The 24942-nt window shown below is 70.5% G+C and carries 33 protein-coding genes; 10 read left to right on the forward strand and 23 right to left on the reverse strand.

Annotated features, from left to right (window positions below; translation table 11 throughout):
• Nucleotides 1-48: 48 nt before the first annotated feature.
• Genes QQY66_RS49085 through QQY66_RS49115 form a run of 7 tightly spaced genes read right to left on the reverse strand, consistent with a single transcriptional unit; the run spans nt 49 to nt 2928 of the window.
• Complete coding sequence (locus tag QQY66_RS49085; protein WP_301987838.1) at nt 49-360, reverse strand: hypothetical protein; 312 nt, start codon at nt 358-360, stop codon at nt 49-51.
• Entirely contained in the window at nt 357-602 is a 246-nt protein-coding gene (locus QQY66_RS49090) for a hypothetical protein (RefSeq protein WP_301987839.1), read from the reverse strand. The genes QQY66_RS49085 and QQY66_RS49090 overlap by 4 nt, the downstream gene beginning before the upstream one ends.
• Nucleotides 599-1846: a tripartite tricarboxylate transporter TctB family protein gene (locus tag QQY66_RS49095; RefSeq protein WP_301987840.1), complete on the reverse strand. Its 1248-nt coding sequence runs from the start codon at nt 1844-1846 to the stop codon at nt 599-601. Before QQY66_RS49095 ends, QQY66_RS49090 begins: the two co-directional genes overlap by 4 nt.
• Complete coding sequence (locus QQY66_RS49100; protein WP_301987841.1) at nt 1843-2115, reverse strand: hypothetical protein; 273 nt, start codon at nt 2113-2115, stop codon at nt 1843-1845. The genes QQY66_RS49095 and QQY66_RS49100 overlap by 4 nt, the downstream gene beginning before the upstream one ends.
• The gene (locus tag QQY66_RS49105) at nt 2112-2282 is read right to left on the reverse strand and encodes a hypothetical protein (RefSeq protein ID WP_301987842.1); all 171 of its coding nucleotides are present in this window, start codon (nt 2280-2282) and stop codon (nt 2112-2114) included. The genes QQY66_RS49100 and QQY66_RS49105 overlap by 4 nt, the downstream gene beginning before the upstream one ends.
• Nucleotides 2279-2572 (reverse strand): hypothetical protein, encoded by a 294-nt coding sequence (locus QQY66_RS49110; protein ID WP_301987843.1) that lies wholly within the window; start codon nt 2570-2572, stop codon nt 2279-2281. Before QQY66_RS49110 ends, QQY66_RS49105 begins: the two co-directional genes overlap by 4 nt.
• Nucleotides 2560-2928: a hypothetical protein gene (locus QQY66_RS49115; RefSeq protein ID WP_301987844.1), complete on the reverse strand. Its 369-nt coding sequence runs from the start codon at nt 2926-2928 to the stop codon at nt 2560-2562. The genes QQY66_RS49110 and QQY66_RS49115 overlap by 13 nt, the downstream gene beginning before the upstream one ends.
• Nucleotides 2929-3182: 254 nt before the next feature.
• Between QQY66_RS49115 and QQY66_RS49120 the strand changes: the two genes are divergently transcribed.
• Nucleotides 3183-3962, forward strand: coding sequence for a GntR family transcriptional regulator (locus tag QQY66_RS49120; protein ID WP_301987845.1), 780 nt, complete (start codon nt 3183-3185; stop codon nt 3960-3962).
• Between the two features lie 31 nt (nt 3963-3993).
• A complete protein-coding gene (locus tag QQY66_RS49125) occupies nt 3994-4554 on the forward strand; it encodes a UTRA domain-containing protein (protein WP_301987846.1) in 561 nt (186 codons plus the stop codon).
• Between the two features lie 73 nt (nt 4555-4627).
• Here the strand turns inward: QQY66_RS49125 and QQY66_RS49130 are convergent, their stop codons facing one another.
• From QQY66_RS49130 to QQY66_RS49160, 7 genes are all read right to left on the reverse strand, one after another.
• Nucleotides 4628-5230: a hypothetical protein gene (locus QQY66_RS49130; RefSeq protein WP_301987847.1), complete on the reverse strand. Its 603-nt coding sequence runs from the start codon at nt 5228-5230 to the stop codon at nt 4628-4630.
• Nucleotides 5231-5372: 142 nt separating this feature from the next.
• A complete protein-coding gene (locus tag QQY66_RS49135) occupies nt 5373-5756 on the reverse strand; it encodes a hypothetical protein (protein ID WP_301987848.1) in 384 nt (127 codons plus the stop codon).
• Between the two features lie 18 nt (nt 5757-5774).
• Entirely contained in the window at nt 5775-6050 is a 276-nt protein-coding gene (locus QQY66_RS49140) for a type II toxin-antitoxin system RelE/ParE family toxin (protein WP_301987849.1), read from the reverse strand.
• Nucleotides 6047-6358, reverse strand: a complete 312-nt coding sequence (locus QQY66_RS49145; protein ID WP_301987850.1) for a hypothetical protein — start codon at nt 6356-6358, stop codon at nt 6047-6049. The genes QQY66_RS49140 and QQY66_RS49145 overlap by 4 nt, the downstream gene beginning before the upstream one ends.
• The gene (locus tag QQY66_RS49150; RefSeq protein ID WP_301987851.1) at nt 6355-7191 is read right to left on the reverse strand and encodes a hypothetical protein; all 837 of its coding nucleotides are present in this window, start codon (nt 7189-7191) and stop codon (nt 6355-6357) included. Before QQY66_RS49150 ends, QQY66_RS49145 begins: the two co-directional genes overlap by 4 nt.
• Nucleotides 7188-7391 carry a hypothetical protein gene (locus QQY66_RS49155; RefSeq protein WP_301987852.1) on the reverse strand — a complete coding sequence of 68 codons (204 nt, stop codon included), beginning with the start codon at nt 7389-7391 and terminating at the stop codon, nt 7188-7190. Before QQY66_RS49155 ends, QQY66_RS49150 begins: the two co-directional genes overlap by 4 nt.
• Nucleotides 7391-7708, reverse strand: coding sequence for a hypothetical protein (locus tag QQY66_RS49160; protein WP_301987853.1), 318 nt, complete (start codon nt 7706-7708; stop codon nt 7391-7393). The genes QQY66_RS49155 and QQY66_RS49160 overlap by 1 nt, the downstream gene beginning before the upstream one ends.
• Before the next feature lie 150 nt (nt 7709-7858).
• On the opposite strand from QQY66_RS49160, the gene QQY66_RS49165 reads away from it, so the two are divergent.
• From QQY66_RS49165 to QQY66_RS49180, 4 genes are all read left to right on the forward strand, one after another.
• On the forward strand, nt 7859-8167 hold the full coding sequence (locus QQY66_RS49165; protein WP_301987854.1) for a helix-turn-helix transcriptional regulator: 309 nt from the start codon (nt 7859-7861) through the stop codon (nt 8165-8167).
• 320 nt (nt 8168-8487) lie between these two features.
• Nucleotides 8488-9315 (forward strand): hypothetical protein, encoded by an 828-nt coding sequence (locus QQY66_RS49170; RefSeq protein ID WP_301987855.1) that lies wholly within the window; start codon nt 8488-8490, stop codon nt 9313-9315.
• A 13-nt stretch (nt 9316-9328) separates the two neighbouring features.
• Nucleotides 9329-9874 (forward strand): helix-turn-helix transcriptional regulator, encoded by a 546-nt coding sequence (locus QQY66_RS49175; RefSeq protein ID WP_301987856.1) that lies wholly within the window; start codon nt 9329-9331, stop codon nt 9872-9874.
• Nucleotides 9875-9883: 9 nt separating this feature from the next.
• Nucleotides 9884-11584, forward strand: a complete 1701-nt coding sequence (locus QQY66_RS49180) for a transcriptional regulator (protein ID WP_301987857.1) — start codon at nt 9884-9886, stop codon at nt 11582-11584.
• A gap of 223 nt (nt 11585-11807) precedes the next feature.
• Here the strand turns inward: QQY66_RS49180 and QQY66_RS49185 are convergent, their stop codons facing one another.
• Nucleotides 11808-12215, reverse strand: a complete 408-nt coding sequence (locus QQY66_RS49185) for a hypothetical protein (protein ID WP_301987858.1) — start codon at nt 12213-12215, stop codon at nt 11808-11810.
• Between the two features lie 227 nt (nt 12216-12442).
• Here QQY66_RS49185 and QQY66_RS49190 point away from each other — a divergent pair, with 227 nt between their 5' ends.
• Nucleotides 12443-14485, forward strand: a complete 2043-nt coding sequence (locus tag QQY66_RS49190) for a DUF6884 domain-containing protein (protein ID WP_301987859.1) — start codon at nt 12443-12445, stop codon at nt 14483-14485.
• Between the two features lie 186 nt (nt 14486-14671).
• Here QQY66_RS49190 and QQY66_RS49195 read toward each other — a convergent pair whose 3' ends face one another.
• Together QQY66_RS49195 and QQY66_RS49200 are read right to left on the reverse strand one after the other, a co-directional pair.
• On the reverse strand, nt 14672-15811 hold the full coding sequence (locus tag QQY66_RS49195) for a hypothetical protein (RefSeq protein WP_301987860.1): 1140 nt from the start codon (nt 15809-15811) through the stop codon (nt 14672-14674).
• Nucleotides 15808-16761, reverse strand: coding sequence for a ParA family protein (locus QQY66_RS49200; protein WP_301987861.1), 954 nt, complete (start codon nt 16759-16761; stop codon nt 15808-15810). The genes QQY66_RS49195 and QQY66_RS49200 overlap by 4 nt, the downstream gene beginning before the upstream one ends.
• 259 nt (nt 16762-17020) lie before the next feature.
• Between QQY66_RS49200 and QQY66_RS49205 the strand changes: the two genes are divergently transcribed.
• Nucleotides 17021-18490, forward strand: coding sequence for a hypothetical protein (locus QQY66_RS49205; RefSeq protein WP_301987862.1), 1470 nt, complete (start codon nt 17021-17023; stop codon nt 18488-18490).
• A 75-nt stretch (nt 18491-18565) separates the two neighbouring features.
• Here QQY66_RS49205 and QQY66_RS49210 read toward each other — a convergent pair whose 3' ends face one another.
• The 3 genes from QQY66_RS49210 to QQY66_RS49220 form a co-directional block, all read right to left on the reverse strand.
• The gene (locus tag QQY66_RS49210; RefSeq protein ID WP_301987863.1) at nt 18566-18895 is read right to left on the reverse strand and encodes a hypothetical protein; all 330 of its coding nucleotides are present in this window, start codon (nt 18893-18895) and stop codon (nt 18566-18568) included.
• Between the two features lie 38 nt (nt 18896-18933).
• A complete protein-coding gene (locus QQY66_RS49215; RefSeq protein ID WP_301987864.1) occupies nt 18934-19470 on the reverse strand; it encodes a hypothetical protein in 537 nt (178 codons plus the stop codon).
• 128 nt (nt 19471-19598) lie between these two features.
• The gene (locus QQY66_RS49220; protein WP_301987865.1) at nt 19599-19880 is read right to left on the reverse strand and encodes a hypothetical protein; all 282 of its coding nucleotides are present in this window, start codon (nt 19878-19880) and stop codon (nt 19599-19601) included.
• A gap of 502 nt (nt 19881-20382) precedes the next feature.
• Between QQY66_RS49220 and QQY66_RS49225 the strand changes: the two genes are divergently transcribed.
• Both QQY66_RS49225 and QQY66_RS49230 read left to right on the forward strand, forming a co-directional pair.
• The gene (locus tag QQY66_RS49225; RefSeq protein WP_301987866.1) at nt 20383-21948 is read left to right on the forward strand and encodes a hypothetical protein; all 1566 of its coding nucleotides are present in this window, start codon (nt 20383-20385) and stop codon (nt 21946-21948) included.
• Nucleotides 21945-22079 (forward strand): hypothetical protein, encoded by a 135-nt coding sequence (locus QQY66_RS49230; protein WP_301987867.1) that lies wholly within the window; start codon nt 21945-21947, stop codon nt 22077-22079. The genes QQY66_RS49225 and QQY66_RS49230 overlap by 4 nt, the downstream gene beginning before the upstream one ends.
• A 102-nt stretch (nt 22080-22181) precedes the next feature.
• On the opposite strand, the gene QQY66_RS49235 is transcribed toward QQY66_RS49230, so the two are convergent.
• From QQY66_RS49235 to QQY66_RS49245, 3 genes are all read right to left on the reverse strand, one after another.
• The gene (locus tag QQY66_RS49235; protein ID WP_301987868.1) at nt 22182-22649 is read right to left on the reverse strand and encodes a hypothetical protein; all 468 of its coding nucleotides are present in this window, start codon (nt 22647-22649) and stop codon (nt 22182-22184) included.
• Nucleotides 22643-23560: a hypothetical protein gene (locus tag QQY66_RS49240; RefSeq protein ID WP_301987869.1), complete on the reverse strand. Its 918-nt coding sequence runs from the start codon at nt 23558-23560 to the stop codon at nt 22643-22645. Before QQY66_RS49240 ends, QQY66_RS49235 begins: the two co-directional genes overlap by 7 nt.
• A 203-nt stretch (nt 23561-23763) precedes the next feature.
• Complete coding sequence (locus QQY66_RS49245) at nt 23764-24858, reverse strand: TniQ family protein (RefSeq protein WP_301987870.1); 1095 nt, start codon at nt 24856-24858, stop codon at nt 23764-23766.
• Nucleotides 24859-24942: the final 84 nt, after the last annotated feature.

A 24942-nucleotide genomic window follows, 5' to 3' on the forward strand; every position in this document is an offset into this window, starting at 1 on the left:
CCGGCCGCCGGGGGAGGTCGGCCGGGCGTGGTGCTGGGGTGAGGCGGGTCAGTCGGTGGTGCCGGCGGCCTGGTCGAGCTGGGCAAGGGCGAGGTGGAGACGGGCGCGGACGACGTCGACCGAGGCGCCGGTCGCGGTCCCTTCCATCAGCTCCATGCGGGCGGACTCGGCCGCGCACCATGCCTTGGTCACGCGGGGGTTGTCCGAGTCGGCGTTCTCGAACTCCAGGTAGACGAGGCCGAGTTCGGCGTGTGTGCGGGCGAGCTGCGGGTGCCGGTTCTCCGCTTCGGCGTCTGCGAAGTCGGCCTGTTCCGCGGCGATGATCCGGAAGACGTTCAGGGGGGCCGTCGTGTGCGTCACTTGGCCGCCTCCTTCTCCTTCTCGGCGGCCTTCTTCTGCTTCGTGGCGTTGCGAACGGCGAGGGCCTTCGAGGCGGCGTTGATCGCCTTCGGCCCCCAGAGGATGAACATCGCGAGAAGGGCGCCGACGATGGCGGCGGGCCCCCACCCGTTCTCGGGGACGATGCGGATCATCACGTACGTCCCGGCGGGCACGGCGACGATCAGCATGCGCGGCGGCTGGTGTCCCTTGGCGGTGCTCATCGAGTGGTCCCCTTCTCCTTGTTCTCGTGCTGGACGTGGTCGCGAAGCCGCTTCAGGTAGTCGGTCGAGCCGCCGTGAATCGCCTTGCCGACGCTCGCGACGGACAGGTTGTGTGCGCCGCCGAGGGCGTCGGCGAGGGCGCGGACCTTGTCGAGGTCAGCCGAATCGAGGGGCCTGTTCGGGGTCTTGGGAGCGGTGCGGCCGGAGGTACGCCGAACCGGCGCCTTCCCTTTTCGCCCAAGGGTTCGGAGGGATCGGCCGCCCTTGCTCGGGCCCCCGCTCGGGCCGCGGCCGGCAGGCTTCGCGAGCGGTCCCTCGGGGCCTCCGTCGCCGCCGAGAATGTCGTCGATCAGACGCTCGACGGCGATTGCCTCGGCGGACATGCCGGCGGCCTCGGCAAGTTCGACGTCAGCCTCGACCCGGCGGGCGAGGACGTCCGCGGTGATACTCAGCGCGGCCCCGTGGCGGTCGCGCCACGCGAGCGCCCACGCCTTCTCTCGGTCGACGGTGCCGAACGGGTACGCGGCGACGATGTCCTCGTACCGCTCGTACACGTCCTTGAAGCGACGGCGCCGGCGCCGGTCGTGCTTGTTACGGAGGCGGGTCTCCCGGCGCTGCGCCTTGGTGCGCGTCGCCTTGCCGTGACGGCCCCAGCCGCGGACCTCCCAGAAGAACACCCCGCCGTAGGAGGTGGCGGCGAGCACCCAACCGAGCCACTCCGGGCCGGGCGCGTGCGAGTAGTTGATCAGCGCAGCGAAGGAGGCGCAGGCCCACATGACGATGCGGAAGCGCAGGGTCGGACGGCCCTCCCGCTTGGCGCGCTCGCCTGCGACGGTCGCGACCCACGCGCCGGACTCCAGCATCACGGCCAGGCACAGGCTGATGATGACGGGGAGGTTCGCGGTGTCCAGCGCCCGAAGCTGGAAGTAGAGGGCCGGGAGGATCGAGCAGAACATCGCGACGAGCGCGCCGCCCGTGTCTCCTGCGCCGCGGGCCTTGGCGACGAGTTCGGCGCGGCGCGCCCGGCGCTCGGCGCGGTGGGCCTTGGCCTTGCGCTCCTTCTCCTGGCGGAGGCGGCGCTCCTCCTCGCGGTCCTCGGCCTTGTCCTTGCGGTTCTGCTCGCGCTCGGTCAGCCGGTCCTGTCGGTCCTGCTCGCGCTGGTCGGCCCGGTCGTGCCGGTCCTGCTCGCGCTCGGCGGCGGTTGTCTTCCGCTTCTCCTCGTAGAAGTTGGCGAGGTCGCTCACTTGGTGTGCTCCTTACGGGTGCCGCGGCGCGGGCGGGCGCACAGGGGGCAGGCGGCGTATCGGGGGCGGGACTCGGCTCGCACGGCGACGATGACGACGAGCGCGGCGGCGGCCAGGGCCAGGGCGAACAGCGTCCGGTGACCGGCGGCGAGCGCGAGGAGTGAGCCGATGACGAGGCCGGTAAGGACGGTCCGCGACACGATCAGGTGGTGAATCGCGGCCGCGAGTCCGGCGAGGGCGCGGCGCGGCCTGCGGCGGACGGCGGTCATCGGGCGGACTCCGGGTCGGCGTAGGAGTCGAGCACGGTCCGGGCGGTTCGGCGGGTGGCCTGCGTGGCGCGGAGAACGGCGCACTTCGCGGCCTTCTCAGTGGCGGTCCGGCGGCTGCGGAGCGTGTCGGGGGCGACGGTCCGCGCGGCGGTGGACGGGGTGCTCATGCGGTGGGGGTGGTGGTCGGGGCGGCCGGGGACGCCGGGCGGCGGAACTCCGCCGCCGCCTTCACGGCGAGACGGGCCAGGGTGGCGGCCCCTGCGAGGAACACCGCGGCCTTGACCGCGGTCACGATCGCCGTGAACAGGGCGACCAGGAAGGGGGCGGCGGCGTAGGCGAGGCCAACGAGGACCAGGACCAGGACCAGGAGGGCGCCGCGGTGGAGCCGGTCGGCCAGGTCCAGAACGGTGCGCAGGGCGCGGGCGGTGGTGCGGCGGTTGATGATCACGCGGCCCACCCCCCGACGAGCTCCTCATCGGTGTCGGCCTCGAACCCGTCGGCGTCGTCAGCCTGCGTCAGCTCGTCCGCGAGGACGAGGAGGCGGCCGTACGAGCGGGGCAGGTCGATGTACCCGGCTTCGATCATGTCGACCAGGGCGCCGGTACGGGTCATCTCGTCGGTGAACGCGGCGAACAGGGCCGCGCGGTGGTCCTCGTCGCTCAGGCCCTCGGGGATCTCGTACTCGTAACCGAGGACGAGGTCGACGTCGAGGCCGATCACGGCGGAGAGGTCGAGGCGGGCCTCGGCGTCGAGGCCGCGGGCCGACGCGGCGATTCGCCGGACGACCGAGGTTTCGGGCATGGTGGTGCTCACGCGGAATCACTCCTCTTCGGGTTTGAGGAGTCCGCCGAACGGCCCCGGTGTGCGTGGACTAGACGCCCCGGGGCCGTGCCTTTTCAGGCACGGCGGACCATGCAAGCTCTGGCCCTAGGGCCTTCGCTCGGTGCCGTTGATCGGCACGCCATGAGTGAATCATCGAATGGAATCCATTGCAATAGTCTTGGATTCCATTCATGCTGTGTCGCAAGCCGAACCCGACCGGATGGGTTGCAGATAGGGTGGGATGCATGACAGACGGAGAGCCGCGCCGAGCGACGTTTCGCGCAGTCGCCGACGAGGTGCGCGCACGCATCAACGGGGGGACCTATCCCCCTGGCTCCAAGCTCCCCACCGAGGAGGAGCTCGCCGACCAGATCGGCACCAATCGGGGGACTGCCGCACAGGCTTTGCGCCTGCTCTTCTCCGAGGGACTGATCACCAAGGGCCGCCGGGGCAGTTTCGTGCACCGGATCGTCAAGAAGATCGTTCGCGATTCGACGTCGCGCTACGTCCGGGCACGGCGGGAGGAAGGGCAGGCGCGGGGCGCGTTCGAGGCCGAGATCCGCGGCCTCGGCATGACCCCGTCGTCCGTCACCGCCACGCACCACGTGCAGCCGCCGGCATGGGTGGCGGACGTCCTCGGGGTCGACGTGAACAGCGTGTCGACCCTGGCCCGGGTGCGGCGGATGCTCGCCGACGACGTCCCGGTACAGCTCGCGACGTCGTACCTCCCGCTAGAGATCGCCGGGGGGACGAGGCTCGAAGAGATCGACACCGGGCCGGGCGGGTCGAAGTCTCGGCTTGCCGAGCTCGGCCACGCGCAGGCCCACATCACGGAAGACATCGAGGTACGCAGGCCGACGCCCGAGGAGGTCGAGGCCCTCGACATGGCGGAGGATCAGCGCGTTTTCGAGATCGCCCACATCGGGCGCACCGAGGACGGCCGCGCGGTCGAGGTCACGATTCACGTACTGCCCTCGCACCTGTGGCGCCTGTCGTACTCCTGGCCACTCGGCCCCACTCACTGATCACACCCACACGGAAGGGACTCCACCGAACATGGCACAGAACACGATCGGCTCGAACGGCAGCATCACCCGCGATGCCCGGAGCCGGTACCGCACCGATCTGCGCGAGGCCAACGGCGCACACGGCGCGTTCGAGAGCGAGACCCGCCGCGGCGGGGGAACGCCGCGGGCTGAGGTGACCGTGAGCCGCACGGAGGCCCCGGCCGACGTCGCCGAGCTCCTCGGCACCGAGGGGCCGGTCGTCGTCCGCGCCCGCCGCATGTTCGACGGTGAGCGCCTGGTCCAGCTCGCCGACACGTGGATTCCGGTCGACGTCGCCACCGCGGCCGGTATCGAGCAGGTCGACACGGGGGCGGGCGGGATCATCTCCCGCATGCGCGAGGCCGGGTTCGACCAGGGCGCCGAGGCCGTCGAGGACGTCGACCAGCGGCCCGCGACGGCGGACCAGGCCGAGGCCCTCGGCGTCGAGGAGGGCGAGCTCCTCCTCACCGTGACGCACGTCGGCCGGACTACCGAGGGCCGGGTCGTCGAGGTCACCCGGCATACCCTCGGCCGCGGCTGGACGCTGCGGTACGCCGCGCCGCTCAACTGACGAACCCCAGAATGCAGAGCGCCCGCCCCTTCCGGGGCGGGCGCTCGTTCTTTCTCCCACTGCGGTGCCGGCGCTAGTCCGCATCACCCGGTGCATCCTTGGCGAACTTCTCGTGTGCGCTCTGCTTGCTCATCCCGAGCGGACCGGCGATCTCCTCCCAGGAGAAGCCCCCCGCTCGGGCCACACGTACGGCGTCCCTCTGCCACGACTCGATGTCCCGCTGCAATGTGGCCGACGCGTGGGCGGCGAGAAGAGGGCGGGCAGGCTCGCGCTCCGGGAGGTCTCGGCCGTTCAACTGGTCGAACACTTCGGCAAGATCGTCAAGGAGCCGCCGAAGGCGTCGCGTCGGCTCGCGGGACATGCTGATCTCGCAGTGGCGTTCCCACTCTTGCCTGAGCTGCGTGTCGCACGAGTCGGGATCGGTGAAGTCTGCCGGGCGACGGGCCCCCTTCCACCCGCAGTAGCAGACAACCCGCAGGCCCTGAGCCTTCCGTCGCCCCTCCTTGCCGTCGTACTTGAATGACCATGCCCAGCTCAGGCCCCGCTTTTCGCTCTCCTCGTTGTCCTCCCACACGTCTTTGGCCCCGTCTTCTCCGTCCGACAGGACGGCCACGACGTGCCCCTCGTGGTTGTCGTCTTCGCTTGCGTTGTCGCCTTCCGCGTACAGCCAGCCCATGAGGCGCTCCTCGACTCGATCACGGCGCAATATCGTCAGGAATGCCTGACGATATCGCAACCGTCAGGAGCTCCTGACGACTTTCAGGGAATGAGTGGGGCCCGCGCCGTCTACGCCGGCACGGGCCCAGAGTTGCCGTGTGTCAGTCGTCGTCGGGGGCGCTGCCGACCCACGCGACGGGCTGTCCTTCGGCCGTGATCCCCCAGTGCAGTTCGACCGACTCATGTCCTGCGGCCAACACACAGATGCGCCCCCACCGGCCATGTTTGCCGTGACAGGTGCGGGTGAGAGCGTCGATGTTGCCCTCGCGTACCGCGCGGTCGTACTGGTCTTGCAAGGGTTGGAGACGGGGACGCAGTTCCAGCCCGAGGCGGGTCTCCTCCTGCCGGACCTCCTCCCCCAGGCGCCGGACTTCCGGGTCGGACATGATGGCCGTGATGGCAGTCTCGGCCTCCCACCATGCGCGCCATCGGGCGTTGCGCTGGACGGCCGCCGCGACGCGGGCCTCGGTCGAGCTCTCCCCCACAGGCTTGTTCTCCTCGGATCAGGGGCCGGACACGATGGCCACGATCAGCACCTCGCGCCGGGTCTCGTCGACCCGGTACAGGACGCTGGTCCAGGCGAGGCGGCCCGCGACGGTAAGCAGCGCGGTGTAGAGGCCGCCGACGCGGTCCGGGTACAACTCGCCCCGGGTGTAGGGGTCTTGGGCGAGTTCCTTCTCGAACGCGAGGACGGCGGCCCGCTCCTCGGTGGTGGCCGTGGCGAGCCCGGCGCGGCCGGTCTCGCTGTAGACGACGGACCACATCGCGCCTTGGGTCACCGGCCCGCCTCCCGGCCGCCGAGGATCTCCTCGGACGTGTAGCGCGGGGCGGTGGGGTCGGCGCTCGCGGCGACAGCGGCGAGGATCGCCGGATTCGTACGCATGACAAGGCGGTGCCGCCACACGCGAATGAGGGTCACGAACTCCTCGGTGCTGCTGAGTTCGAGCTCGCCGAGCTGCTGCTCGAACTCCTCACGGTCCGCGGGTGAGGCCGCGGACAGTGCGGCTCGTAGCTGCGTGAGGGTGCGCGGGCCGCTGTGTTCGTCTGTGCGGTACGGGTCGGGCCTCTCGGCCGGGGCTGCGGTCACGTCCGGGGGCTCCTCTCGGGTACGGGGTGGTCGGCTTTGGTGAGGGCGAGACGACGGCGGCCTTCGAGTTCAGCGGCGGCCTGCCGAGGGATGACGAGGACACCGTCGAGGAGCTCGCGCGCCTTGGCGTGGGCGGCGCGGCGTTCGTGTTCGCTGCCGCGCTGGTCGAGGGCCTTCTCGAAGAGGGCGCGCGCCCTACCGATGGCGGTCCGCTCGCGCTCCGGCAAGTGGCGGGTGCCGGTTTTACGGGCGTGTTCGTCGGCCGCACGCCATGCGGTCTTGAGTTCGCTCACGGCCTGGCGGTAGGCGTCGAGGTCGTCGCCCCGGCTGGCATGGTCGGCGGCGTCCATGGCGTGCAGGAAGGCCGCGGTTTGCGTGACTTGGACGTCGTCGAGGGCGGGCCGGTCGAGCACGGCGAGGATGTCGCAGACGTAGGCCGCGTACGCGTCGCGCACTTCGTTGTGATCGGCCTCGATAGCCCCGCGGCGGTCGGCCCGGTGCCGGCGGCGCTGGAAGAGCCTCGCCGCGTAGGCCGCAACAGCGGCGGACGCGATGACCCCGAGCGCGGGCCAGAGGAGCCAAGTCGGGAAGCTCAGCCCGTCGGCTTCACCGTCACCGCCGGGAGTTGCGGGGGGCGGGGTGTTCGTCTCGCCGAGGAGTTCGCGGGACACGAAGTCGTTGAAGTTCCCGGAGACGACGGCGTATCCGACTCCGGCGCAGATGAAGGCTGTCACGACCTTCGCGGGCTGCTGCTTGTAGAAGCCGTTCAGCAACAGGACGGCCGCAGCCAGGAAGACGAGATTCCCGGCGATCGTGTCGAACCACTGAATCACCGCGTGGCCTCCGGATCGGGCCGCCCCACGATGAACCAGACGCGTTCCCGGCCGAGTTCGTCGGTGTCCTCGACCTCGGTATACGGGGTGCCGTTGACCTCGAACAGGTTTCGCGCGACGGCGACGGCCGACGTCTTGCCGCGTCCCAGCTCACCGAATACCGGTCCGTCCCCGCCGGCACGGCCGCGCCCGCTGTCCACTAGGCCGCCCTCGCGGTCTTCCTGCCCCTGGGCGTCGCCGCCTTCGCGGCCTTGCGCTCCTCGGCGGCCCGGTCGAGCCAACCGGGGTGGTCCTTCTCGATGAGGTCGCGGAGGTACTGAGAGGCGATGTCGGCCTCTCGGGCTACGGCGCTGAGGTGGCCGTACTTGGTGGACGCCATGGCGTCCTTGACCGCTCGTTCGAGGAGGGCGGCTTTTGCTTTCCTCGCCGCGTCCTCGGCCGCCTCGGACGCCTGCCTCAGCTCCGCGAGCGTCCTCTCTTCGGTGCTGGCGTCGGTGTCGGTGTCTTTGGTAGTCATGCCCCGAGGATGACACGAACGCAGGTGCACTACAAGCGAGACTTGTAGTTGTGCTGCAACCGTGCAAGAGTGTGCGGTGATCGGCGCGGAACCGAGCGGACCGGTCTAGCAGTCGTTATGAGTCCAGCTCACAAACGGTGAGGTCAAAGCATGGGGAAGTTGGGGAACGCGGCCAGCACGAGCGAGGCCACGCTCAGGATTACCGTCGCCGCTCTGATGAAGGCGTGCGGCGAGAATCAGACCAAGCTCGCCCGGGGATTGCGCATCACTCAGGGGCAGGTCAGCCGGAAGCAGAACGGCAAGGCGGTGTGGTCGATGGGGGACATCGACAAGCTGTCGGCGCACTACGGCGTCCCGGTCCCCGACCTTCTTTGCGGCCCGTCGCACGCCGTGAGCAAGCTCTCGCCTCGCCGGTTGGCGGACATGATCGGCGGTTCGCAGGAGGTCATCACGGTTTAGCCGGTGATCACAGACCGTGCGCCAATCCCCCTGCGAATTACCCATTGAATTGCAAAAGCCCCGCCGGGGATCTACCGGGAGTTACCAGCTCCCGCCCGTCGAGGCTCTCGCGCCGACCCTGCTCTAGGTCTAGTGCGGAGTGTACCCAGCCCCCCGGGGACCCCACACCGCAGTGGCCAGAAAGGCCGAATGTAATCGTGGCACCACACCGGGCTATCAGCCCTGATGAATGCGATCCCTGCATCAGAATTTTCGGGGCTCTCGGAGATCACCAATTGGCCGACCCTGAGACATGGCTCACAACGGTAGAGCTCGGGAAAGTGGTCGGCCTGAAGAAGAGGGCGACTCAGTACCACCTTGCCCACCTGTACGAACACGGCCGTATCGACGAGGACCAGCGCACTCCCCTGACGGGCGGGATCGGTCAGCCGCTCTTGCCGGGTGCGCAGGAGTGGGCCCGTAACGTCATCGCCCCCGACCCCACGTGCGCAAAGTGCCTGATCGCTCTTGCCGGTATCGGGTGGGAAGGGCAGGTCAGCCAAGAGGAGTTGGCCAAGCTCGCGGGGGTCAGCCTGCGGACGATCGAGCGTCACCGGCCGCACCTGGTGGCCGCGGACCTCGTCACCTTCCGCCCGGTGACCATGCGGGCCTCGGGGACGTCCGGGTACGTCACCGGCCGCCGCCCCGACCGTTTCACCCTGATGTCCGGGCTCACCGCCGCGCGGCTCGAAGGCGCGGCGTGGGACGAGGCGCCGGCACGTGCTGAGGCCGTGATCAACCGTGTTCGGTGGTTCGTCGGCACGACTCCCGAGGAGCGGGACAACGGCATCAAGTCGGTGACGTGGTGCCTGCGCAACGGGTGGCCGGAGGAGGCCCTCCTCCGCGCGCTGGACTCGTCGGAGAACCGGCAGGCGTACCGGCCGGGCGGCTATCTGTCCAAGCTGCTGCGGAAGTTGCCGGTGTCGTACGTCGTCCCGGCGCAGCAGTCGCACCGCGGGGAGTTCCCGGAGCGGCGGCTCGACTGCCCCGTCTGTGACACGCCGTTCAAGACCCGCTTGCCCGGCAACGTGCTGTGCGGCGGCGCCATCTGCCTTACGCCGGAGAAGGCCGTGATCCCGCCCAGCTCGACCGTTTACAAGATCGCCTGAGAGGAGCCGGACCATGGGCAAGGTTGTTGATGCACTGCGGGCCCGGATTCAGACTCGGGATCTACCGAAGACCCCGAAGGGTCTGTTCAACGCCCTGATGCGGCGGGAGAAGGGGAACACACAGCGGGTGGCCGATCGTCTCGGCATCTCGCGGCGACAGGTTCAGCGGATCGTCAAGGGTGACCGGGACATCCGCAAGAGCAAGGCGGAGACGCTCGACGCCCTCCGCCGTGAGGTGTCGAAGGACCACCAGCCGCGCGTCACCGCGAAGGGGATCAAGGACGCCAAGAGCCGCGGCCTGACGATCGAGACACGCGCGAGCTTCGGTTTCCACGCTGCGGCGGGGTCGACGGATGACGCGCGGATGAGGCGTCTCACCGAGGACGTCCCCGAGGAGCTCCTCGACGACCTGTTCGAGGCCCTGCGCAACGGCGACGAGGAGAAGGCGCAGGAGATCGCGGGCGAGGCCCTCGCTATGGAGTATTTCCGCGACGGCGGGACCCGGGCGGACGGGCTCGACGTGACGTTCTCCGACATTGATTACATCGACTTCCACTGAGAGGACGCCATGACTGAGGTCTCGTACACCGCGCCCCTGGCCGTCCTCGAAGCGGTCGGCAGCGAACTGCGCGCCCACCTTCCCAACGGACAGACCGCCGACGTGCCGGCGGACGTCACCGACCTTGCCACAGCCGCCGAGTGGGCCCTCGCGTACGGCCTGGGCGCCCCGGGTCTGTCCAAGTACGACGAGCCCTCCGGCCCGCTCCTGGTGCTGGACGAGTCGGCGGCCGGGGCCCTCGGCCTGCCGCTCCAGCTCGACGACCGCCGGAACCTTCGGGTGACCGAGGATCACCCCGCGGTCAAGGCCGTGGACGCGGCCGGGTGGACCCTGAGCCGTGCCGGACTCGGAGCCTGGTCCTTCCTGTTCAAGGACCGCGTCGAGGTGCGCGTCGCCGTCATCCCGTGGGGCGCCTTCTCTGATCATCTGCGATGGGGCGGGCTCGCCGAGGTGGCCACCAACCCGGGCGCACTCGCGTACGCCCTCGGCGTGTACGCCGAGCGGGTCATCAGCCCGACCGGCTCCACCGCCGGTTGCGGTATCGCCCTGATGACCGCGCTCCGGCCCCCGACTCGCGTGCAGTTCGACCGGGGCACCGGGAAGATGCGGCGGGTACCGGTCGAGGGCTCCCTCTCCAAGCCGGTCGACCCGGCCCCGCCGGAGGCTCCGGACGAGCATCCCCTCGCCGCCGAGCGGACGAGGGACCAGCGCACCCCGGAACACGTCATCTTCGAGGAGGCCCTCACCTGGTACCGCAAGCCGACCGAGGCCGAGGCCGCCTTGCCGTACGTCGTGGGGCTCGACATCAACACCGCGTTTCTTGCCGCGTCGAGTCGGCTCCTCGTCGGCCTCGGCGAGGCCGTCTACACCGACGGCCCGCGCTTCGACAAAAAGGTCCCGGGGACGTGGCTGGTCGACCTGTCCGGCGCTGCGCTGCGGACGAAGCACCCGGTCACGAAGGAGTGGGTCGAGCTGCCGGCGGGAATGCCGTCGCCGTTCACGCCGAACGGGCAGGCGCCGACCGGCCCGGCCTGGTACACGACGCAGACCCTCGCGTACGCGGTCGAGCTCGGGGTCGAGGTGCGGCCCCTCGCGGCGTGGCTGCGGCAGGAGCCGGGCGGCTACTTCGATCTCTGGTACGGCCGTCTCCGTGACGCCTACATGGCCACGCTCGCCGACCTGGGCGTCACCGAGGACATGGACGAGGAGTCGTTCCTCCGGGCCATGGCGACGATCAAGGAGCGTGACCCGGAGGCCGTCGCCGTCCTTGCTGCGATCAAGCAGACGGCCAAGGGCGGCGTGGGCAAGATGCGCGAGAAGCCGCAGGGCAAGCGCTCCGGCCGTAATGCCCCGTGGGCGGCGCTGAAAAGGCCGACGTGGCGGCCGGACATGCGGGCGGCGGTGATCGCTGCGGCTCGTGTCGGCGGGCATCGGAAGATGGTGAAGACATGGGTCACGACGGGAGCCGTGCCGCTCGCAGTGCTGTCGGACTGCGTCGTCTACGCCTCGGCCCATCCGACGGCCCGCGCGGTGGTGCCGCGTAAGCCGGACGGCTCCCCGATGCCGGGGGGTTTCCGGCTCGGCCCGAATCCCGGCTACTGCAAGGAGGAGGGCGTACAGACGATGTCGTGGTACCTCGAAACGGGAGGCGCCGGGGACAATCCCGCGCGGTTCATCAAGGGTGGCGACGCCGTCCGCGAGGGCGAGTGAGCCCGAGCGGAGCGACTCAAGAGGGGCCCCGGCTGATGCCGGGGCCCCTCTCGTTTGCCGCCGTGCGCCACGGTGGACGCGCGGGCCCGGTCGCGCTGCGCTTCCGGGCCCCGGTGGTTCAAAGCTTTCTGCGGAGCGTCTCGCCGGGCGGCGCGGGTGTCCATCCCTCACACGAGCGACTGTGGCTGAGTACCCGAGTTGGCGAGCCGAGCGGCCTCGCCTTTCATCCCCCCGCAGACGGAGGCCGGTCCTTCCACACTTCGCGGTGGACCTCCCTCAACTTCAGGACAGAGACATACCCAAGGGCCATGCCAAGGTCTGCCTGTGCCCGTTCAACGGGAGGCAGGAGGCCCGATTTACGCTGCCCAACGGCCTCGTAGAGCAGGTGTACGGCGGCGTTGGTCGCGTAGAAAGCCGCTTCCACGCGTGCCCCGCCCGGCGGGTCTGCCGAGTTAGCCGAAGGGAGTCCAGGCACTCGCTCGTCATGTTCGGTCGGCCCTCGCTCGTTGAGCAGACCGAGCGCCGACCGTGCTTCCTGAAGTTTGCCGATGGCGTGCTCGTACAAGGTCATGGCGTGCTCGTCATCCGGAGGGAACCCCTGGTCGGCTGAGCCGTCGTGATCGTAAGCCATCGCATCTCCCCTGATCGGCTGTCTTCCATGGTGGTTTGCCCGAGGCGGTGTTGCTGCTGAACGGCGGAACTTCCCCCGTGTGGAGCCCGGTTGTGCTCAGCTCCCTAACTCGGATGACCAGTCACAGCCACTCCAAGTTTCAGCACAACTCACAGTTGAACTTGCAGTTGACTTACAGCCGTGGGAAGGTGGGCGGGCAGCACCCCACCGAGACAGGAAGAGCGCCGATGCCCACGGAGTACGTCACCCGGACCCGGATCGCCGTCGACCACCACGGCCGCGGTGAGGCCGCCCTCGAATTCGCCGCCTCGGCCGGGAAGGGGAAGGCTCGCGCCTCTGCCGTCTGGCGGCTCGCCGTCATCTACAAGGTGAGTGCTCACCACCCCCGGCGGGTCCGGCACTACAACCCGGCCGGTCTGGACGCTCCTCTCCCGACGGCTGACGAGCTGCGCCTCGAACTGTCTGGTGACCCCGAGCGCATCGCCCGACTGCTGTCCGCGGCCCCGCGCTACCTCGCCCGCGTCGAGGCCCTCGCGACCAAGGCGGCCCGGATCTACGGCCGTTGGACGCGCAGCGCGGCCGGGGAGCAGGCCCTCGAATACGTCGATGCCAGCGGGCACCGTGCGTATGCCGCCCGCTTCCGCGCCTCCGCATTCGAGGCGGCGGCCGACTTCTTCGGCATCTCGGCCCTGCCCCGCTACGTCGACCCGGCCGCCCCCATGTGGGACCAGGCCGCCCGCGTCGCCTGGGACCTCGTCAAGGCCGAGGGACCGGTGAAGCTCGCCGAGCTACACGACGAGGCCGAGGCTGAGGAGATCCTCGCCGCCGCGGACCGCACCCCGAACCCGTACGCCGAGGCGCACGACCGCGAGGCCGCCGAGCTCGCCGCCGCCGAACTGCGCCGCACCACCCGCCTGTTCGCCGCCCTCGACGGCGAAGAGCTCCCGGCCGACGAGGAGCCGGTCGACGTCGCCGAGGCGGCGGCCGTCGAGGACGTCGACCAGACACCCGCCGTCACCGAACCCGAGCTGTGGGACGGGAAACCGGGGATCACGGCCGGGCCGGGCGTCGTCAAGCCGGGGATACATGTCGAGTACCTGCCCGCCTTCCGGCCCGGCCCGCGCACTCGACACTGCCACAGCGGCGTAATCGTCTCCGTCGGCCCAAAGTGCGTCCGGTGGCGCCCCTCCAAGTGGCACGAGGACGTACGCACCCCGCTGGGTGAGATGCGCATCAACCCGGTGATGCACGTCAACCACGCGGAGGACGTGAAGCGGAACATCACCGCCCTCAACGCAGGCAAACCGCTCCCGGGGTGGCCGGAGTGGTGCAAGTGGAGCTTGGCCCGGCACCTGGAGCACGCGGAGGAACAGCGCTCCGCCCGCGTCGTGATCGTGGCGTGTGGGGGCCGCAAGAAAACGCACACCAAGGGGACGCGCAAGGGTCAGCCGGTGGCCGGGGCGCCCGCTGGTGAGCTGTACGTGGGGAGCTATCACCGGGCGATGCGGCAGGCGGCCGACGTCCTCACCCGGGACTCCGGGCGGGTACTGATCCTGTCGGCTAAGTACGGGCTCGTCGAATTGTCGCGGTACTTGCCGACCTACAACCTCAAGGCGGGTGCCCCGGGAACGGTCGGCGGCGAGACGCTGCGTCGGCAGGCACACGAGCTGGGGATCGCGGGCGCGGCCGTGACGGTACTCGGCGGCCGGGCGTATGTGTCTCTGGCCGGGGAGGTCTGGTCGGGGCTCGACGCGCCCCTCGACGGGTCGCGCGGCATCGGTGAACAGCTCGCGCGTCTCGCCGACATCTACGACCCCGCCCGCCGTACGGTCGAGGAGCTCGTCGAGGACCAGGCGGCCGAGGAACTCGCGGCTGTCGAGGAGCCGGTCGAGGTGGCCCCGGCCGAGGACGCCATCGAGGACCAGGCGGCGGCCGAGGGTCTCATCGAGCCGGGCCTCGGGGTGCCGGCGGCGGTCCGGGCGGCCGAGCTCGGCGCCGTCCGGTCCGGGCGTCGGGGCTGTGGCGGACAGCGGTTGCGCGGGTTGTCGCGTGGCTCCCTGTCGCGTGGTGTGACCTGCGGAGACTCCCCCACTCCCCCGGTGCTGCGGCGGACGCGACAGCACCCGGCGACGCCGTACCCGTACCGTCGGACTACCGCGCGGCAGGGCGCCGGACTCCCGGTGATCGGGCGCCGTGAGCGCATGCGCCGCCCCTTGATCTCCGTCACCGTCGCTGCCCGCCCCGTGATCACGGGCGGGGCCGTCAGGTGATCGGCCCGGATACGACCGTGCCCGGCCGCCGGCATCGTCCGGATACGACATGCGCGCGGTGTGCCACGGCGCAGGGACTCACCAACCCGTCGCTCGTCGAACTGCGCCGCAGCGCCTACGGGCGATAGCGTCGGAACAGACGCGGCCGGGCCCCCGCGCTGGATGCGGGGGCCCGGCCGTGTTGCGTCAGTCGTGGACGAGCTCGGCGTCGACCACTTCGGCCGGAACTTTGACCTTCGTGTTCAGCCACCGGCCCGCGGCGCGGATAGCTTTCGCGTCCCGTTCCGCGGCTGCATGGTCAAGCGGCGGCGTGCTGTCCATGTCGAGCTTGTCCAGAGCGGTGATGAGTTTCTCGGCCGCGGCGGCAGCGTCAGTGAGGGTCTTGTTCACGGCCTCACGCCGCTCCCGCTCGGAGGGTGCGAGGTTGTCTGTGCCTTGCTTGCCCTTGTCTTTGACCTCGCTCTTGCGGGCTGAGCCCGAGTCCTTGACGACTTCACGCACGAGCCCGGCCGTCAGTTTGCGCCCGTTCTGCTGCGCCTTCTGCTGAGCCTCGGCGAGCTTGGCGAGGGCGGCCTCCTCGCCCTCTTCTCGCCACGTGGGGACGAGTTCGAGCGCCACAGACTTGGACAGCTCGGCCTTGACGAGAGCAGGGACAGGGGGCGTCTCCGGGGCCTCGCCCGCCTGTTGCTCGGTGCCGTCGGCCTCGGTGCCGGCGGGGGCTGATTCGAGGGCGGGGCGGGGTGCCGGGGGCGCCAATGCCTTGCGGCGCTTGGTGTCCGGATTTCCGGACACCACCCTGCCGGAAGCCGCGGCGAGCCGGATTGCGGCGGTGTCCATCAGCTCGTACAGCGTCGACCGCTTGTATCCCCACCGCTGTTCGCCGTAGTTCTCGATGCTGCCGTACTTGGCGAGGTGCAACTCTTCTTCACGGATGGCGTCGAGGACGAACCCGATCTCGATCTCTGCGCGGAACTTGGCCTTCGTGACGGTGTGGGCCAGGGTGCCCTGCGCGGTCTCGATGGCGGCCTCGTATACCGCGAGCCTCTCCTCGGGTGCGCTGGGGAGCTTGGTCCGGTCGATGAGTTGAGGTTCGAGCGGGTCGACGACGGCGGGGCGCCCGCCGCCAAGGTTGCTGAGGAGGTCGTCCTCCTGGTCCTCGCGCACGGCGGGCACGCCGGGGGAGGGAACGGTGGTCTCTGCGGGCGTGTCGGCGGAGGCTTCGGCGCTGTCCGCGGCGGGCGTCTCGCTCGTCGCGGTTTCCTCGTCGGGGGCCGCGTCTCGTTCCTTGGTGGTGATACCGAGCCGTCGGCGCTTGGAAGGGCTCATGCGGCGCTCACCGGGTGGAGCAGGAGGCGGGCAATCTGCCCGTAGTCGGCGACGGCGGTAGCGCGGGGGGCGTGAATCCGGGTCGGGCTGTGGGTTGCCGGCGCCTCGGCGATGGACACCGTCTTACGGACGGGGGACACGATCGCGTCGGGGTAGTCCTCGGCGGCCGACTCCTCGACCTCGCGGGCAAGGTTGGACTTCTCCCACATGGTGGTGAGGATGGCAGCAACGCGGAGCTTGGGGTTCTGGCGGCGCTGAATCTTGGCGATGACCTTGTTAATGCTCACGGAGCCTTGCGCGTCGAGGACTCCGGGCTTGATGGGGATGATCGCGTCATCGGCGGCGATCAGGCATGCCAGGGTGACGAGGCTCATCGTGCGCGAGGCGTCGATCACGGTCACGTCGAAGGGTTCCTGCGATTCGGCGATGGCGTACCGGAGTGCGTCGTCTGTGCCGCCTGAGCGCTCGTATTCGACCCGGGTCAAGGTGTCGTCACACGGGACCACGTACAGGTTCTTGAAGGCGGTGGGGTAGGTGGCCTGGTCGAGGGAGACGTCTTCGACGGGTGCGTTCGGGTTGTTGGGGTCCTTGTCGGTTCCGAGGAAGACGTGACGGAGGTTGTACCGCTCCGCGACCGGCAGTCCTTCGGGGTAGACGACGCCGAGCCAAAACGAGATGGCGGCGTTCTGGGGGTCACCGTCGATCAGGCGCACGCGCAGGCCCATCGAGGCCCAGGCCGCGGCGAGTTCAACGGCGGTCGTGGTCTTGCCCACGCCTCCCTTGTTGTTGGTGACTACGAAGACGCGGGACGGGGTGGCGGGCCGGAAAGTCGCCGGAACCAGGGTGGACGGAATCCACTGCTGATAGGGCGTCTCGGGGTCCCACTGGCTGACGATCGAGAGGAACTCTAGATCGTCCGCAAGTGGCGGAATGGGGGTGAGTGTCGTCATGGCGTAGACGGTAGCGATGCTCTGTGTCCGGAGGCGACGGACCCGGCGATATGCCGCCCGAAAGCGGGGCGGAGGGGCCGACAACCCTTGCGGCGCTTGGTGTCCGGATTTCCGGACACCGCCATGGGCGGCCCTCGTGATCACCCTCACGGGTGATCGACGGATACTTGCCTGATGACACGAGGCAAGGAAGACGGACGGGCCACAGGGCCCGGGAAGATGCGTTCCGTTCGCCCCTTCGTGGTTACGGGGGTTTCTGATGACTGATGGCCGCGCGCCCACTGTCGACTTGGCCGAGCGCATGGACCAGGAGGAGGCGGCACCCGAGGGCCGTTGGATGCCTCTCGCCGAGTGCGCCCTCAACCCCCGCAACCCTCGGGACAACGGCCTCCCCGACGATCTGTCCGACCTCGAAGGCATCAAGGAGCGGCAGCTCCAAAGCTGCCTCGCCATCACGGTTGCGGCGTACTTGCGTCTGTGGCCAGCGGACCGGCAGCGCTTCGAATCCGAGGTCAAAGTCGTGATCATCAACGGCAACCGGCGCCGCCGCTCGGCCGAGAAGTACGGGCGTGGTGACCTGTTCGTCGTCACTGACGACACGATCGCGACGAGTCGGGCGGACGTGATGCGGGCGGCGTACGACGAGAACACGAAGAGGCGGGATTTCGACCCGATCGAGGAAGCCGTCGCCGTGGTGGGGATCGTGGCGGAGTACGAGACCGCCAAGGAGGCCGCGGAGGCTGAGGGCTGGTCCCCGTCGTGGATCTCGCACCGTAAGAACCTGTTGAAGCTCCACCCCGAGCTACAGGAGGAGGTACGGGCCAGGGCTCGGGGCGAGGAAGGTCTCTCGATCAACGTTGCCCGGCGCCTTGGGGCCGTGAAGGGCATCAGCGACATGGACCTCGGCGAGCAGCGCCAGGCCCTCGCCGAGCTCCTACGCGCCGACGGCGAGGCGAGCAAGGAGCGGAAGGCCGCCCGGCGCAGGGCCCGCGAGGAGCGTGCAGCGCCCGCACCCGTCCCGGCCCCGGAGCCTTCCCCGACGCCGGTTCCGCGGCCTGCCGAGCCGACGGAGCACCCGGAGGCGCCCGCCTCGGCCGGTGGCTCCTCGTCGGCGGGCCCGGAATTTTCCGCGGAAAACTCGAACGGGGTGGTGGTGCCCGAGCAGCGGGCCGCCGCCGTCGAGGCGGCGCCGGCACCCGCGGAGGCCGAGGAGGAAACCGCGGGCGAGGAGGCGGCGGACGTCGAGCAGCGCGAGGCCGAGGTGTCGCCTCCCGCGGGCGTACCGATCACGACCCATGTCCCGGCCCCGGTGGCGGCCGTCTTCAAACAGGTGGCCGATCACCTCTCGCACGGCCACCGCGTGCCGGTCACGGTGGCGGACGTCGTCGGCCTGGTCTTGGAGTACGCGGCGCGCAACGGCGTGCCCCCTCTCCCGGTTCTGTCCGGCCGGGTCGAGGGCCGCCACGGCGAACAGCTCGGCAACGGGGGCGCACGGTTCACGTGGCGCCCCGCCGGAGCGGGGAGCGTCCGGACGGCCGAGCGGCAGCTCAAGGGACACCCGTCATCCGGTCTCGTCAATCCGCTATGCGCGGCGCCGATCCGCGCGAACAGCCAGCCGTGCGACAGGCCCGTGATCTGGAAGATTCAGGACCCCGAGCGCGGAACCTTCTACTACTGCGACGCCGACCTTCCCGCCGAGGACGTTCCACCCGGCGTCTGGCGCGGCTAGCGTCTCGCATCGACAACCGGCCCCGGAACCCTTGGGAGTTCCGGGGCCGCGGCATGCGGTCGCTCGTCGAGGTGATCACGTCGGGCGGCGCGTGACTCGCTGGTCCGACTCGCTTCCGCTCCTGGGGGCGTTGTACGCAACGCGCAAGCCGGGCTGTGGCCACTGGTACATGCGGCACGAGACGAGAGTGTCCCCGCGTAGGTCGACCTCGACCTGATAGAACACCCGGCCGTCCGCCCAGTCCTGGCGGGCCATGACGGGAGCGGTCCGCCACGCCCCGGCCGACCAGACGGCCAACGCGGGGCGGCGGCCGGGGGGCCAGGTGGTCACCTTCGGCCGGGGGCCGTCCTCGCGTCGCCACGGGCGGGCGGTGACGGGTTCGGGGATCTCCTCGGCGGTGCTCACGAGTCGAGCCTACGCAGGGGCCACCGGACGGTGCGCGGTCAGCCGTCGGCGGGAACGGGGCGGCCGACGTCGGCGAGGAGTTCGGCCGGGATGCCGTCGCGGGCCCACTCGATGGCGAGGCGGGAGGCGTGCCCCTCGGCGGAGTACAGAAGGGGGCTACCCTGCGCGCCCATGATCCGGGTGGCCTCCTCGGCGTGCACGGGGATACCCAGGTACGCGCGTCCGGGGCGGCGCCACGTCAGGTCACGCGCGGTGCCGTCTGCTGTGCCGCACCAGGCGTGTTCCATGGGGAACGCGAGATCCCATGCCATGCCCTCGACGTAGACGAGCTCGCCCTCGGATGCCCACGCCCACGAAACGGATTCGGTGTAGCAGCGGCCGGGGTCGCCCGGCGGGTCTCCGCCGTCCGGCCACGGCGCCGGGGTGAACAGGCGGCCGTACGTGAGGAGGAGCCCGGCCACTCCACCGGCATGCCGGAAGCCGGGGAGCTCGCCGCGCATCTGCACATCCCGGCGGAGCTGGTCGACGAGCCACCCCTCGAAGTCGGCGGTCGTGGCGGTGTCGAGACTGGTCATTGGTGGGCGTCCTCCTGGTGGTGAGCGTGCACCGGTCGAGTCTCCTCCCTGCCGTGCACCCGGTGGAAGTCGGTTGGAAGCCGAACCCGCCAGGGGTGCGCGGTCCTGGTGACGCTGTCGGCCGGAGGCTACGGAAGCGGCGAGCGGGTTGCCGCCCTCTCGGCGCGGCTCTTCGCAACGACGATCCAGACCGTAACGTCCGCGGCGATGGTCCAGCCCATGAACACCCAGTCCATCCAGGCTGTGAACCAGCCGCCGTCAGGGCCCAGCAGGAGTCCACCGGTAAAACCCATCAGGGCGAGCACATTCCCAAGTACGAGGTTGAACACCTTGCGCAGCATCAAGCCGTTCAGCACAAAAAGAGCCCCGGCGAGGAGAGTCAGCTCGAATAGCGGGCTGATGACGTTCACTCCGTTCCCCTCCCGGGGGTAGTTGGCGGCTTTAAGCGGGGACGGCCCCCGGTTACCCATTCTGTTGCCTCGGGCAGGGTTTGCGCAGCGGCCTTGGCCGTCGTCCTCCGCAAGAGGGAAGCGGGGCGGAGGCATGCCGCGCACCCCGACCGAACCCGCCAAGGGTGCACGGTCCCGCCGGCACCCGGGACGGGACGGCTCGCGGGAAGTCCGCAGGTCGGACCGAACCCGCCAAGTGGTGCACCCCTCTGCCACCGAACCCGCCAAACCGTGCACCCCCCTGCGGTGCACGGCGGCGGTGGTCGAGTCTGCACGCCTGCGACCTGCGCCGACAGCCGGGCCACCCCCGCGGACGCTGGACCGAACCCGCCAAACGGTGCACCCCCCGATTTACCTGGGCTTACGCTGATCTCTCATGATTTATGAGCTGGGGACATACCCGAAGGGGGGGAGTTTCAGCTCACCTCACAGTTCAACTTGTAGTTCAACTGCAACTTATGTCATGGTGGAGGCCCACAGCAGCCACGAAGGGAACGGCAACGACATGCAGGGTTGGGCCAACACCGACAGCAACGACAGCTTGTTTCACGCGTTCACCGGGGAGGACGGGGCCAGCCTGCGGGCCGTGTGCAACGGGCGCATCCGTCCCGCCGAGCGGCACCGCCGCCGCGACTGCGGACTCTTGACCGCCGAGGCGGCCCGCGCGCTGCCCTTCACCACGCACTTGTGCGAGCGGTGCGCGGCCAAGGCGGACGCCCCCGCCAAGTCGACGGCCGACGTGATCGCCGACGGTGCACCCCTCTACAAGCGGGCCGGACTGCGGCACGCGGCCGTGGGCCGCGGCCGTCGCGTGCACTACTCGCGGGGCAACGACGACACCTTGTGCGGCCGGGCGCTGACGGCGTACCTCGACCTCGACGAGGCCGCGGCCCGGTACGCGCGGGGCGACGAGCTGTGCACCCGGTGCATGCGCGCGGCCGAGGAGCTCGCTTACGCCAAGTCCCTTGCCGCGGCCTCGCCCGTCACCCGGGCCGCCGCCGAGCTCGCCGAGATCGTCGCCGACACGGACGAGGCCAACCGCCGGTTCCGTGACGCCATGGACAGCATCACCCGCACGAACAACACGACTTCGTTGTCCGAGCTCGCGCGGTGGACGTCGTCGCTGTGGCCGCACGTCGAGCAGGACGGCGCCCCGCGAGAGTTCCACTTCCTCATGATGTGGGCCGCCCGTACGACCCACCTCCTCACCCTCGCCGGGATCGCCCGCCGCGCCGGTCATCTGTGGGAGAACGCCGAGGACGCCATCGAGGGGCGCGTGTTCCTGGTCGACGCCGAGACCCGGGCCCTGTTCGCGGACACGGCTCCGGCCACGCGGCCCGAGTTCGGCGAGGTGTTGGCGATCGTCCGCGCCGACGAGGTCCGGCCGGGCGACACCGTCCTCGGTGCCATGCGCGAGGGCGCGACCGTCGAGAGCGCCACCCCGGCGGACGTCGTCGCTCACCCGGACCCGTACACCGCGGACCCCCGCCCGTACAACCGGGCGTGCGGCTGCGGAGGGTGCCAGCAGGCCGAAGCGTGGACGGGCCCCGTGATCACGCTCGCCGTCGAGACGCCGTGGGATGCGTGCGACCCGCTCCCCGCCGCCGTGCCGGTCCTGATCCGTGTGGGCCGCCGTACGTCCGCCGAGGAGGTCAAGGCACCGCAGGCCCCGGCGTCCACGGACAAGCGCGTCGTATGCGGCGACGGCCGCGAACGTGTCGTCGTCGGCACCACCAACCGGCCCGGCGAGCCTGCCCGCGTCGTCGTCGAGGGGGGGCCGAGTGGATCGCCGCCGAGTGCCGTCCGGTCCGCCGTCCGGCCATCCCGGGCAGCGCACCCGCGGACGCCGAACACCCGGACACCCTCGCCGCCCTCGACGTCCTCGCCGGGACGCAGCTCGCCACCATCACCGACGAACACGACTTCACCGGAAGCGACGACTACGACAGGACCGCGCACGGCGCCCTCGTCGAGCCGCGCGGCTACGGGCGCGTTGCGGTGTACTGGCTCGTCGAGGGCCTCTACGTGACGCCGGACGACCGAGAGCCGCACCGCGCCGAGCTGCGCCTCCTCGCCGCCAAGTTCCGCGCGGCCGGGTGGGAGATCGAGCCGTCTTCCGTCCGGTCCGTGTTCGCGTGGCGGCCGTCCGCCTCGGCGTAACAGCACAACGCCCGGCCCCCTTCGCTAGGGGAGCCGGGCGCCGGTCGAGGGCCTCGCCGCACACCGCGGCGAGGCCCTCGGCGTTCCGTCGGGGCTGCGGTTCTACAGCAGGGCTACGGGCTCAATCCAGCGTGCAGAGGCCATCCACCCGGACCGGGATTTGAGCGCCGCTTTCATCTCATCAGTGGTCGGGTGGCGGACGTCCGACAGCCAGACCACGGCCATCTGTGCGCGCTGACGGGCAAGGTTCCACCACAGAGGCGGGGGGTCGGCGAGTTCCATCACGACGTGCACCTCTCCCTCAGCGCCCGGCTTGTTGAGGGCCAGGAGAACCGGGCCGGTGGGGTCTTGCCAGAAGTGCCACGGTCCCCCGTCGGCCGGTGCCTCCTGGTCAAGCGGAGTGAGTGAGGCGTACGCGGGGAACCGCTCGATCTCTGCGCGTCCAGCGCCGCCGTAGGGCGAGAGCACGACCGCCGCCATCATCGCCCCGCCGACAGGGAACGCGGTCGGCTGGGCGATCAACTGCGGCACGTTCCGTTGACGCTGCTCGTGTCCCTGAATGTTCACCATGACCGCGGCTCCATCAGGGACCAGTCGTCGGCCGTGGACTGCGGGTCGAGGTCGACGGCCGGCACCCGCGAGGGCGGGCCGAGCTCGTTCTCGTCGGGGCCGTCGTCGTAGTCCTCGGGGGGCTCGATCGGGTCGACGTCGTCCCGCGGTTCGTCGTCGAGGCCGTCCTCCTGGTGCTCCTCGGCGAGCGGCTCCTCGTCGGCCTGGTCCACGGCGGCGTTCCATTCCTCCTCTGGGGTGGGGTGGGTGTCGGGGTCGGGGTCGAGCTCGTCGCCGTCGTCCTCCTCGGGCGTGCTGTCGGGGAAGTTGGGATGCCTGATGCCGTCGAACAGGACGATCACGCGGTCATCGGTCCCGGTGCTGAGGGTTCGCTCCGTCCCGTCGAGCTGTGCGCGGGTCCGGACTTCGCCCCATGGGATCTCGGTCAGTGTCACCGTGGTCTCGAAGGTCTCGCGGCAGCCCTCGCACCCGTATGTGTCGTACCAGGCGGTGAGTTCGAACATGCTGCCCGGGTGCCGGTCGACGTGGATAAGGCGCCCGTCGCACTGCCCGTCGGAGAACTCGACTTCGCACCTCTCGCCGTGATGGCACCGGATGCCCGAGCACCGGCACGGCGCCGCGGGGTCCTCGTTCGGGCGCCACACCGCCTCGGCGTGCGCGCGCTGCGCAGGGGTGGCGGTTTCGGGGAGTGCGCGGATGCCGAGCTCTTCGGCGCGGATGCCGAGCTCGGTCTCGGCGGCGGTGGGCTGGAGTACGTACACGACGGCGGCCGGGGCGGATGCCGGCGCGTCGGTGGTGGCGGATTCGGCGGCGGCCTCGGCCCGTACGCGCCGCAGCGCCTCTTGGTAGTCGAGGCCCTCGGTCTCCTTGAGAGCCCAAGCCGCCTTTTGCTCGGCGTTCCTCTTCGGCATGCGATGCCCTCCCGGCTCCGGGCGTCGGCTCCCACGCGGCCCGCCCGGACAGGACGGATCGTCAGATCTGGAACGACCGGCATCCCGTGGGACCTTCGTACCGTCGGCGCCCGTGCACGGCGTGGGCGTGCGGGCAGCGGTAGGGGCGTAGTCGCGCCCTCCGCGAAGAGCGTAGCGGAGGGCGCGGACAGCCGGACGACGATCTACTTCGGCAGGCCGGTGCACTTGGCGTACGGCACCCATCGGCAGCTCGGCGCGCGCCCGTTGCAGCGCTCGCACACGGCCGTGGTCGACGTCAGGGGCAGTCCGTAGACCCACATGAGGCAGGACGGGGCCCGGTGAAGGCCGTGGTCGTCGGGGCGTTCGTGGAGGGCGGGGAGCCGGTTCCACCTTCGCTCGGTGGCCGTACGGCCGCGCGGCTTGGCTGCGGCCTCGGCCTGGTGCTGTTCGAGCCAGTAGTTCAGCGGCTCGCGCTCGCGCCGGGTGAAGGTGCCGGCGGCGGCGAGCTCGGCGACGGACTCGACCCACTCCTCGGCCGAGGCGCGCGGTTTGCGGCGGCGCTCCTCCCACGTCCACATGCGCTCGGCGAGGGCGACGGCCAGGGGATAGACGACGACCGGCGCGGCTCGGCGGCGGTGGCGGGAGAGGCCGAGGGCGTCCTCGTCCGCCTGCCACTGTTCGGCGGCCACCTGGCCGTGGACCCACCACCACAGGGCCACTTGATGGGCGTCGGCGAGGAGGGCGTCACCGACGGGGCCGAGGCGGTGAACGAGCTCACGGTGTCCGCGCAGGGCACGGGCGAGGTCGGGGACGGGCCCGGTATCGACGAGGTAACCGGCGTCGTCTCCGGCCATCCATCGGCGCCCGCACCCGCACGGCCGCCATCGGTGCCCCTCGGCGGCCAGCCACGCGCCGGGCTCCATGCACAGCGGGCAGGCCGGCAGCGGTGAGGAGCCGAACCCATCGGGCCACACGTCGAGTTGGACGGCCTCGGCGAGCCGGTCGGGGTGGGCGCCGGGGAGTGCGCGGGCGAGCTGCTCGGGCTCGCGCTCCACCAGGGCGGCGAGCCGGTCGAGGGCTGCGGGGGAGAGGCGGACCTCGTCGCGCTGCGGAGAGGGGCCGTCGTCGGGGAGTTCGAGGGCGCGACCGGCGAGGGTGTCGAGGAGCGGGCCGACGCCAAGGCCGTTGGCCGTCGCGGTGCGCAGGAGGTACGACAGGTTCGTTTCGCCGTGGATCAGGGGGACGCGGAGCGGGAGCTCGGCCGCGGTGAGCGGGACGGGCGTCGGGGCGGTGGTCATGGCGGCACGCTCCCACACGGCGCCGACAGCGGGTGCACCGTTCGGGTGATGCCGTTTGCAGGCGTCGAACGCGCGAGGGGGTCG

Origin of the sequence: Streptomyces sp. DG2A-72, from assembly GCF_030499575.1 — a bacterium.
Classification (GTDB): Bacteria; Actinomycetota; Actinomycetes; order Streptomycetales; family Streptomycetaceae; genus Streptomyces.